Below are 9,453 nucleotides of genomic sequence, written 5' to 3'. Positions count from 1 at the left end.
ACACGAGCCGCAACGTGACCGCGATCGGTATGGCCCAGGACGCGAACGGCACGCCCACGCCGCTGCTCAGCGACATCAAGTGGGAACCGTTCGGTCCGGTGACGAGCTGGAACTGGAACATGGCCAGCGGGACGACGCCGCACGAGCGCTTCTACGACCTCAGCGGACGCGTCACGCGCTACCGGCTGGGCAACGTCTTCCGAGATGTGACCTACGACGCCGCCGATCGCATCATCAGCTTCACGCACCTGAGCGCCAACGACGGCATCCCACAACCTGCGCTGGACCAGAGCTTCGGCTACGACGAGAACGACCGGATCACGCAGGTGACGACGGTCGCGAGCAACTGGGCGATCACGTATGACCCGAATGGCAACCGCGCCAACGTGAGCCTGAACGGCAGCCCGAGCGTCTACAGCACCGAGGCCACGAGCAACCGGCTCACGAGCATCACGAACCCAGCACGCAACTTCGGCTATGACAACGCGGGGAACACACTCAGCGACAGCCCGAACTACACCGCGACCTACAGCCTGAGCGGCTCACTCGCGAGCATCACGAAGGCCGGCGTCACCGGCACCTACACCTACGACGCCGACAAGCGGCGCATTCGCAAGGTGACGAGTGCAGGGCCGGGCAGCACGGTGATCTTCGTGTACGGGCTCAACGGCGAACTGCTCGGTGAGTACGACCAAGCGGGGCAGGCGCTCCGCGAATACATCTGGCTGGACGACATCCCTGTGGCGATGTTCATGCCGGACCCCACGAACCCGAGCGGGCCACCGCTGGTGTTCTACATCCACGCCGATCACCTGAACGCACCGCGGATCGTCGTCGACACGAACAACACGACCCGCTGGCAGTGGTTCGCCGAGCCGTTCGGCACGACCGCGCCGGAGGTCAACCCGAGCGGGCTCGGCGTCTTCACGCAGAACCTGCGCTTCCCGGGGCAGTATGCCGATGCGGAGAGTGGACTGTTCTACAACTACTTCCGACACTACGAAGGCAGCATTGGGCGATACAAGGAATCGGATCCCATCGGGCTGCGCGGAGGGACGAACACCTACGCGTATGTCGATGGCAGACCCGCCGAATACATCGACAGCGACGGACAGATGGCGCAAGCTCTGCCGATGATCATTCCGGTGGCGCTCATCGGCTGCATCCTCTCGCCCGGGTGCCGCGCACTGTTCAGCCCTCGCCCAATGGAATCCAGAAAGCCCGACGACATGCCGCCATCACCTGCAGGCACAAGTCCCATGCTGCCACTGAAGCCTGAGCCTCCAATGCCGTTGCTTCCACCGAAACCGGCAGGCGACGGAGGCTCGTCGAAGGGGTCGTGCAAGAAGATCAGCGGATTCCGACTGGGGCCGGCACCGGAGGAGTGTCGCCACATCATGCGTTGTACTTTCTCTTGCACCGACGGTACTGTGTTCACGACCGACATCAATTGGTCAATAGATCAATGCCCAGACTATTGGGTGAGACTGTGAGGCACACATGACACTGCGCATTTCAGATTCCGCAAGGGAGCGCCTGACTGGACTGATCCTGGAAACAGATCTTGAGGTGCCCGTGGTCACCGTTCTGAGAGCGCGCTACTTGACGGGTGCAGACACAGGATGGTCTGTTGCGCTGATCGAACAAGCCAAGCTGAAGTCGCCAGCAGAACGCAACGGCAACCTTCTTGTTCACATCGACGAGCAGTGGGCCGATCCCCTGGATGAAAGCCTGCTTGATATGGAAGGAGAACGCTTTGTCGTCATCGTGCCGATGCAAGACAAGTAGGCCTCGCTCGGTGAAGAGCCAAGCACCATGAGCGAACAAGCCGCAACGCGTCGACATGCCGATGCGCCACCTCCAGTCATTGGCAGATCGTCTTGCGTTGCTGCGTTCGCCAACGAATTGAAACGAAGGGCACGGGTCTGAGGGCGCCATGCGACTGTGAGGCGGACATGACACTGCGCATTTCAGATTCCGCAAGAGAGCGCCTGACAGGACTGATCCAGGAGCCTGGATGCATGTGATGATCGAAAAACTATTGAAACAGTATTCTCGGCATCTGGAGTTTCTCGGTGAGGACTTGATCGATGTTCACCAGATCGGCGTGTTCGGATCGCAAGTTCTTCACTTGGCTGCTTTCGCTGGTCATCGCGAAGACGTCGGAGAAATACTTGCCGGTGCAGATCTGGCTGCCGAACGCTGGCGTGAATTCAAATCGATCCAGGAGGCGAATTTCAAGATTTGACTGACGACCGGAGTCACGGCCCCCGCCACCGCGCCGCCGCCTGCCCACGCGTATCCACCCCCAGCTTGCCGAGGATGTTCGCCACGTGCCGCTTCACCGTGTGCGGGCTCAGGTCGAGTTCGCGCGCGATCAGCTTGTTGCTGTCGCCGGCGGCCATGCGYKCCAGCACCTCGCGCTCGCGGTCGCTCAGGCCGCCCAGTGAATCCGCGCGCACGCGCGGCGTGGGCACATCGTCGTCCAGCGACGCCCGCGCAGCCGCGCCCCCCGGCCGCGCCGCACGCACTGCTGGATCCTCGCGCGGCGCGAGCATCGCCGCCAGCTTCGCCAGCACCGCCTTCTCGTCCGCCGACAGGCGCTCCCCCCAGCGCGTGTCGCGCAGCCGCTGCAGCACCGGCCAGCCGCACAGCAGCGCACCGCCCACCGAACCACCGACCGAGCCGCCGTTCATCGCCCGCGCCATCCAGGGCTGCAACGTGGCCGCAGCCTCGTCGAGCAAGCCGAGCCGCAGCCGCACGTCCGCCAGCAGCACCGTCGCCTGCCCCGCCGGGAAGAAGCACGACGGCTCCTGATCGACCGCCAGCGGCGCGAGCAGCGCCTGCGCATCGGCCAGCCGCCCGTCCACCATCGCGACGAACGCACGGCTGAAGCGCCGGTCGAATGACGCCGCCGCCCACTCGTACGGATTCAGCACCTGCGCGAGCCGCGCATCCAGCTCGCGCAACGTCGCGTCGTCCTGCAGGATCCACGCCGCGCGGCTGTGCGTGAACAGCAGCTCGTGCTCGTGCGTCAGCCGGTTCGGCGCCGAGCCGTGCTCGGCGAGGTCGTGCCGGCCTTCCAGCGCCGCCGCATACGCCGCTTCGCGCCGCCCGCACACCGCATCGATCAGCGTGTGCGCCATGTGGTTCTCGGTCAGCACGCTGCGCGGCCGGCCGAGCCAGCGGCAGTCCTCGTCGGCACGCGCCAGCCAGTGCTCGGCCTCGTCGAGCCGCCCGGCCGAGAACGCGAGCCACGTGCGCGCATGCAGCACACCGGCGCGCAGCTGCGTCGGCGTGTCGCCGAACAGCGCCGTCGCACGCTGGCCGAAGCGCTCCAGCAGCGCGTCCATGCCCGGCATGCCGACCATCAGGCTGTGGAAGAAGCAGGCGTCCCACACCGCCGGCTCGGGCACGCGCTCCAGCGCCTGCAGCATCTGCTCGAACCACGGCGCCACGTCGGCCGCGCGCCCCTGCGCATACGCCGCCCATGCCGAGCCGAAGCACACGAAGGCGCGTGTGCCGTCGTCCAGCGGCAGCGCCAGCAGCTTCGGCAGCTCGCGCGCCGCCACCTCGGTCTGCGCCATGTTCTGCATCGCGAGGCACGCATAGGCGCGGGCGCGCCACGCCTGCGCATCGCGGCCGGCCGCGCGGAAGCCGGCCTCGGCCTGCTGCATCGCGGCCAGCATCGTGTCGAACGCGAAGCTCGGGAAGCAGCTGAGCCCGCGCAGGAAATGCAGCTCGGGCCGCCCGTCGAACGCCGCCGGCGGAAACAGCGCCAGCATGCGCGCCAGGCTCGGCGCACCGCCGATCGCCAGCAGCTCGGCGCCGCGCCCCGCCACCGCCTCGGCCGCCTCGTCCCACGCGCCCGCCCGCGCCAGGTAGCCGACGGCGCGCGGCAGGTCGTCCTCGCCATCGGCCGCGCGCCGCAGCAACGCGGGCAGGTCGCCGGCGCGCTCGCGCTGCAGCCGGTCTTCCAGGAAATCGCGGAACAGGTCGTGCAGCCGCAGCGTCAGCTCGTCGGCATCGAGCACGCTGACGAACAGCCCGCGCCGCTCCACCTCGGCCAGCAGCCGCGCCGCATGCGGCGAGCCGCTAACGTGCGCGCAGCGCGCCACGGTCAGCTCGGGCAGCACCGCGCAGCACAGCAGGAAGCTGCGCAGCTCGTCGGGCATCTCGTCGAGCACCTCGGCGGCGAGGTAGTCGAACAGGTGGCGCTGCGTCAGCACGCCGGCACGTGCCCCGGAGCCGCCCGGCCGCGCCGACAGGTTCAGGCGCAAACCGGCGGCCCAGCCGTCGGTGCGCTCCAGCAACTCGCGCGCCGCACCGGCCTCGGCCGGCAAGCCGGCGCTCGCCAGCAGTTCGGCCACCTCGTTCTCGCTGAAGCGCAGCTCGTACTGCCGGAACTCGCTGAGCTCGCCGGCCGCGCGCCAGCGGCCCATCGCGAGCGGCGGCTCCAGCCGGCTCGCCATCACGACACCCCATGGCTGCGGCAGCCGCTCGATCAGCAGCTGCAGCAACTCGAACACCTGCGGGTCGGCGATGCGGTGCACGTCGTCGAGCACCAGCAGGCCGCGCGCGCGCTCGGCGCCGGCCAGCGCATTGACCAGTTCGTCGGCCACCGCGCGCAGCCCGCGCTCGCCGAGCGCCAGCGTGGCGAGCGCATCGGGGTCGACCCGCCACGGCAGGTCGTGCGGCTCCAGCGCGCTGCCCAGGCACGCGAGGAAGCGCGGCAGCTGGTCGTCCTCGTCGGCCGTCACCCAGGCGAGCGCGGTGCCCGGCGGCAGCAGGCGGATCTGCCGCGCCAGCGCCGAGGTCTTGCCGTAGCCGGCCGGCGCGAGCAGCAAGGTCAGCCGCTGCTGCTGCAGTGCCGCGCCCAGCGCGTGCTCCAGCACCGGCCGCCCGACCAGGCTGGTGCGCGGGCGTGGCGGCTGGATCTTGGCCAGCGCGAAGGCGTGGGAAGCGGCTCCAGGGAGGGCGGTCGACGGCATCGCGGGATTCTGACGGCGCACCGCCGGCGCAGCGCGCTGCACGACCTCCTCAAATGAGGGGATGGCCCGCCATCCGGCGCCTGATGGCTCTTTCGGCCGATGCGGGCGAGGGCCGGCGGCCCGCAGCATCGCGGCATGCTTGTCATCAGCCACAGTGCCCTGCCCCGCGACCCGCCGGACGGCCCGAACCCGCGTGTCGGCGTCGCCGGGGCGGCGCAGGGAATCCATGGGTTCGAGGCCTGGACGCAGCAGCTGGCGCCGGGTGCGGCCACCGGCTGCCACCGCCATGACGGCGAGCTCGCCATCCTCGTGCTGCAGGGCAGCGGCAAGCTGCAGCTGCCCGGCGGGCCGCAGCGCTTCCAGGCGCCATGCACGCTGATCGTGCCGGCGGGTGCGGAGCACCAGGTCGTCAACCACGGCGGCGCGCTGTTGCAACTGGTTGCGGTCGCAGCTCCCCCGAAAGGGGTGGCTCCTCGCTGACGCGACCGGTGGCTCCTTCGGGCGATGTGACGGCGCGGGGCGCCCGGAACACTGCGAACCTCACGGCAACACCTGCCTGACCTGGAGTCTTCACGATGAACAAGTGGTTGAAGCGCGGCGCCTTCGCGCTGTGCGGCCTGGCCGCCACCGGCGCTGCGGCCCTGGTGCTCGGCGCGCAGCTGGGCGAACGCAAGATGCAGCGGCAGGTCGCGCTGCAGGTCGGCCCGGTGGCGCTGCCGGGCGACGATGCCGGGCTCGCGCGCGGCAAGTACCTGTACCTGTCGCGCGGCTGCACCGAATGCCATGGCGTCGACGGTGGCGGCAAGGACGTGGTCAACGACGGCAAGGGCATGCGGGTGCGCGCGCCCAACATCACGCCGGCGCCGGGCAGCGCGGTCGAGCGCTACACGGTGGCCGACTGGGTGCGCACCGTGCGCCACGGCGTGAAGCCCGACGGCCGCCCGGCGATCGTGATGCCGAGCGAGGACTACAACCGGCTCACCGATGCCGACCTCGGCGCGCTGATCGCCTGGCTGCGGCAGATGCCGCTCGCGAGCGGCGGCCCCGCGCTGATCGAGTTCCCGCTGCCGGTGAAGGCGCTGTATGCCGCCGGCGTGATCCATGACGCGGCCGAGATCATCGACCACGCGCTGCCGCCGTCGCAGCCGGTGCCCGAGGCACCGACCGCCGTGCACGGGGCCTACGTCGCGAACGCCTGCATCGGCTGCCACGGCGCCGGCTTGTCGGGCGGGCGCATCCCCGGTGCGCCGCCCGAGTGGCCGGCCGCCGCGAACCTGACGCCGGGCGACGGCAGCGCGATGGCGCCCTACGCCGATGCAGGCGCGTTCGTCCAGATGCTGCGCAGCGGCCGGCGCCCCGACGGCACTGCGATCAGCCGCGTGATGCCGTTCGAGTCGCTGCAGGCGCTGAACGACACCGATGCGCAGGCGCTGTACCTGCACCTCAAGGGCCTCGCGCCGCGAACCGCCGGCAACCGCTGAAGCCCTCCTCATTTCTCACCAAGGGACACCGATGATGAAATCATTCACCCATGGCCTGGCGGCCCTGCTCGCCGGCCYGGCCCTCGCCGCGTGCGGCGGCGATTCGAACGATGGCGGCAACAGCCCGCCGCCGGCCACTGCCAGCGTCACCGGCCACGTCGTCGACATGGACAGCGACCAGGCCGTCGCCAACGCCACCGTCACGGCCGGCAGCGCGAGCACGAAGACCGCCGGCGACGGCAGCTTCACGCTGAACGGCGTCGCGCCGGCCGAGCGCGTGACCGTCAAGGTCGAGGCCACCCAGCACGGCGCGAACGTCGCCGTTGTCAAACTCACCGCCAGCAGCACGGCCGACATCCGCGTGCGCCTGCTGAAGCTCGCCGCGCCGCAGGCCTTCGACGCCGCGGCCAGCGCCGTCATCGGCAACGCCGCCGGCACCGCGCAGGTGGTGCTGCCCGCCGCCAGCCTGGTCGACGCCGAGACCGGCGCGCCCGCGGCCGGCACCGTGTCGGTCAGCGTCACGCCGGTCGACCCGGCGCGCGACCCCGAACGCATGCCCGGCGGCTACACCACGTTGCAGAACGGCAGCGTGCGCGCGATCGAGAGCTTCGGTGCCGTCAAGGTCGACCTGCGCGATGCCGAGGGCCGGCGCCTGAACCTGAAACCCGGCAGCCAGGCCACCGTGCGCATCCCGTTGTCGACGCGCTMGCCGAACCCGCCCGCCAGCGTGCCGCTGTGGCACTTCGACCAGGCCAGCGCGCGCTGGGTGCAGGAAGGCACGGCCACGCTGGCCGGCACCGGCGCCGCCCAGTACTACGAAGGCACGGTGACCCACTTCAGCTACTGGAACGCCGACCAGGTCGCCGAGACCGTCGACCTCGAAGGCTGCGTGGTCACCGCCGACGGCAAGCCGGCGGCGAACGTGCTGGTCAGCGCCAGCGGCGTCGACTACTCGGGCCGCAGCTCGGCCTTCACCGACGCCACCGGCCACTTCGTCGTGCAGGTGCGCAAGGATTCGACCACCTCGGTGTGGGCCGCGACCGACAAGCTCGTCACGGCCATCCACGAGGTGACGATGGGAAGCGAGAACGCCGCGATGACCGAGTGCATGGTGCTCGAGACCGCGACCACCGGCAGCAAGCTCGCGCCGAAGGTGACGAGCAACCCGCGCGCGCAGACGGTCGCGATCGGCGAGACGGTGATGTTCTACGCCACCATCGACGGCACGCAGCCGATGACCTTCGTCTGGCTGCGCAACGGCCTGGAGATCGCCGGCAGCGACAGCAGCTTCCTGTGGCTGCCCCAGGTGACGCTGGCGGACGATGGCGCGCTCTACAGCCTGCGGGGCACGAACGCCGCCGGCAGCGTGACGACGGTGACCGCCAAGCTCACCGTCAGCGCCACGCCGATCCCGCCGCAGCTGGCCTGGGCACCGCGCGATGCGACGGTGAATGCCGGCGAGACCGCCGTCTTCGCGGTGGTCGTGACCGGCAGCGCGCCGTTCGCCTACCAATGGAAGCGCAACGGCCAGGCGATCGCCGGTGCCACGGCCCCCAGCTACGCGATCGCGACGGTGGATGCCGATGACGGCGCGCTGTTCAGCGTCGAGGTGGCCAACGGTGGCGGAAAGCTGCAGACCGATGCCGCGCGGCTGACCGTCATCCCGGCGCAATCGCCGCCGGTGATCACGACGCAGCCGCAGGGCATCGTCGTCAATGTCGGCAACCCGGCCGTCTTCGCGGTCGAGGCCAAGGGCAGCGCACCACTCGCCTACCAGTGGCAGCGCAACGGCGCCGACATCGCCGGCGCGACCACCGACGTCCTGAGGCTGGCCGCGGTGACCGCGGCCGACAACGGCGCGCAGTTCCAGGTGGTCGTGAAGAACGCGAAGGGCAGCGTGACCAGCGCCGCCGCGACGCTGACGGTCAACCAGGCCAGCGATGACCAGCAGGCGAAGCTGCTCGCGCTGATGACCGCGTGGCTGCCGGGCATGGAAGCCGCCGGTGCACCGCTGCAGTTCGCCGACGACGGCTTCAAGGTGCTGGCGGTCAGTGCGGTGTGCGGCGGCGGCACGGCGGCGGTCACGCTGGATGGCGGGGCCGCGCCCGCACCGGGCACGACGCTGCCGACCGGCAACCACACGCTGGCCGCGCAGTTCACTGCCTGCCGCACCGAATCGGCCTCGCTGTACACCGGCGGCAGCAGCCTCGCGTACAGCTTCGCGGACMTGGCGCACCGCGTCGGCTCGGCGCAGTCGACGGTGACCGACTTCCGCGTGACGACCGACGACATCAACGGCGACGAGAAGACGAGCCGCGTGCAGGGCAACGCGAAGGTCGAGCTCGACGGCAGCCTGAACGGCACGACCGAGACCACGAAGCTGCGCTACCTGCCGGCCAACGGGCTGACCGTGACCGACGTGGCGAGCCAGTCGGTGTCGACCTTCTCCGGCGGCACGGCACTGATGCACACGGTGACGCAGGGCGTGGAGCCCACGGTGCAAACGCTGCTGATCCGCGAGGAGTACGCGCAGCTCGCGTTCAGCCGCGGCGGTGTGAACTACGTGGTCGACGGCTTCTTCCAGCTCGACTTCGGCACGCAGCCCGGCGGTTTCAGCGGCAGCGGCACCGTGACGATCAGCGGCAACGGCCAGGTGATCGGCCGCGTGCGCGGCACCGAGGGCGGGCTGGTGGTCGAGATCGTCAACGGCGGCCTGCTCGGCAGCCTTCCGCCGGCGAAGCCGCTGTCCGCGAAGGCGGTCGCCCGCGCGCTGGGCCAGGCGGCGGCGCGCGGCCGCTGATCAGAGCAGCCCGGTCGTCATCGCCTTCAGGGTGGCGGCGGCCCGGGTGGTGCACTCGAGCTTGCGGAAGATGTTCTCGAGGTGGGCCCGCACGGTGCTCGGGCTGATGCCGAGCGTGCGGGCCGCCTCCTTGTTGCTCTCGCCGAGGCTGATGCAGCGCAGCACCTCGACCTCTCGACCT

General features: G+C 70.1%; 8 protein-coding genes. 6 read left to right on the top strand and 2 right to left on the bottom strand.

Features of this window, described 5'->3' with window-relative positions; all coding sequences use genetic code 11:
* The first annotated feature begins 206 nt into the window (after positions 1-206).
* The 3 genes from AC1DXV_RS26705 (at position 207) to AC1DXV_RS26695 (ending at position 2,248) form a co-directional block, all read left to right on the top strand.
* Positions 207-1,493: an RHS repeat domain-containing protein gene (locus AC1DXV_RS26705; protein WP_477936416.1), complete on the top strand. Its 1,287-nt coding sequence runs from the start codon at positions 207-209 to the stop codon at positions 1,491-1,493.
* A 7-nt stretch (positions 1,494-1,500) separates the two neighbouring features.
* Positions 1,501-1,788 carry a hypothetical protein gene (locus AC1DXV_RS26700; RefSeq protein ID WP_477873024.1) on the top strand — a complete coding sequence of 96 codons (288 nt, stop codon included), beginning with the start codon at positions 1,501-1,503 and terminating at the stop codon, positions 1,786-1,788.
* A 229-nt stretch (positions 1,789-2,017) separates the two neighbouring features.
* Positions 2,018-2,248, top strand: a complete 231-nt coding sequence (locus AC1DXV_RS26695) for a hypothetical protein (protein ID WP_477873023.1) — start codon at positions 2,018-2,020, stop codon at positions 2,246-2,248.
* Positions 2,249-2,261: 13 nt separating this feature from the next.
* Here AC1DXV_RS26695 and AC1DXV_RS26690 read toward each other — a convergent pair whose 3' ends face one another.
* Positions 2,262-4,991, bottom strand: coding sequence for a winged helix-turn-helix domain-containing protein (locus AC1DXV_RS26690; RefSeq protein ID WP_477936414.1), 2,730 nt, complete (start codon positions 4,989-4,991; stop codon positions 2,262-2,264).
* Between the two features lie 135 nt (positions 4,992-5,126).
* On the opposite strand from AC1DXV_RS26690, the gene AC1DXV_RS26685 reads away from it, so the two are divergent.
* From AC1DXV_RS26685 to AC1DXV_RS26675, 3 genes are all read left to right on the top strand, one after another.
* Positions 5,127-5,471, top strand: a complete 345-nt coding sequence (locus AC1DXV_RS26685) for a cupin domain-containing protein (protein ID WP_477936412.1) — start codon at positions 5,127-5,129, stop codon at positions 5,469-5,471.
* 95 nt (positions 5,472-5,566) lie between these two features.
* A complete protein-coding gene (locus AC1DXV_RS26680; RefSeq protein WP_477936410.1) occupies positions 5,567-6,472 on the top strand; it encodes a c-type cytochrome in 906 nt (301 codons plus the stop codon).
* Between the two features lie 31 nt (positions 6,473-6,503).
* Positions 6,504-9,272 (top strand): immunoglobulin domain-containing protein, encoded by a 2,769-nt coding sequence (locus AC1DXV_RS26675; protein WP_477936408.1) that lies wholly within the window; start codon positions 6,504-6,506, stop codon positions 9,270-9,272.
* Here AC1DXV_RS26675 and AC1DXV_RS26670 read toward each other — a convergent pair.
* Positions 9,273-9,453 (bottom strand): response regulator transcription factor (locus tag AC1DXV_RS26670; RefSeq protein WP_477936406.1); only part of this gene is annotated, 181 nt, incomplete at its 5' end.

It is taken from the genome of Rhizobacter sp. P3_C12, from assembly GCF_056402735.1.
This window is presented reverse-complemented; position numbering and strand designations above follow the sequence as displayed.

Bases quoted from the DNA above. Each gene is read 5' to 3' on its own strand.
- AC1DXV_RS26695 (WP_477873023.1), top strand. From the start codon at position 2,018: ATGCATGTGATGATCGAAAAACTATTGAAACAGTATTCTCGGCATCTG.
- AC1DXV_RS26700 (WP_477873024.1), top strand. From the start codon at position 1,501: ATGACACTGCGCATTTCAGATTCCGCAAGGGAGCGCCTGACTGGACTG.
- AC1DXV_RS26680 (WP_477936410.1), top strand. From the start codon at position 5,567: ATGAACAAGTGGTTGAAGCGCGGCGCCTTCGCGCTGTGCGGCCTGGCC.
- AC1DXV_RS26685 (WP_477936412.1), top strand. From the start codon at position 5,127: ATGCTTGTCATCAGCCACAGTGCCCTGCCCCGCGACCCGCCGGACGGC.